This is a genomic window from Pseudomonas sp. HMSC063H08 (assembly GCF_001813645.1).
GTDB classification, from domain to species: domain Bacteria; phylum Pseudomonadota; class Gammaproteobacteria; order Pseudomonadales; family Pseudomonadaceae; genus Pseudomonas; species Pseudomonas aeruginosa.
In genome coordinates this window covers 1-357 of sequence record NZ_KV813558.1, presented here as the reverse complement: position 1 = coordinate 357, position 357 = coordinate 1, and the positions used below count along the sequence as shown (strand labels likewise).

General features: G+C 59.7%; 1 protein-coding gene and 1 pseudogene. Both read right to left on the bottom strand.

Annotated features, from left to right (window positions below; genetic code table 11):
- A pseudogene (locus tag HMPREF2924_RS25050) lies at positions 1 to 230 on the bottom strand (DNA helicase); the annotation flags it as partial.
- A 10-nt stretch (positions 231 to 240) separates the two neighbouring features.
- The coding region (locus HMPREF2924_RS25045; RefSeq protein ID WP_034078768.1) for an IncC plasmid conjugative DNA transfer DtrJ family protein at positions 241 to 357 on the bottom strand (117 nt) is incomplete at its 5' end.

The window sequence follows — 357 nt, the reverse complement described above, 5'->3', positions numbered from 1 at the left end:
ACCGCATGAGCCAGGCTGTGGGCGGTCTTGCATACTACGTTGCGGGGGAATTTGCCCTTCGCGGCCTTTTCCACCGAGCTGTTGTAGCAGAGGTAGAGGATTCTCAGGGTAGGGTTCGCCTTGGCAAAGCCCACCAGGGTGGTCGTCTTGCCAGTGCCGGCGAAGGCCCGCACCAGGATCTTCGATGCCTTCGACTGGATGATCGGTGACTGTTCGTGAGTCCACTGCACGGCGGGTCTCCTACAGGTACTTTTTGAAGGTGGATGCTGTGATGCATACCGCTACGCCGAGCAGCGCGGCGCAGGGCAACAGGATGAGCAGGGGATTGATGCTGATGGGGATTGCCAGGTAGAGCGT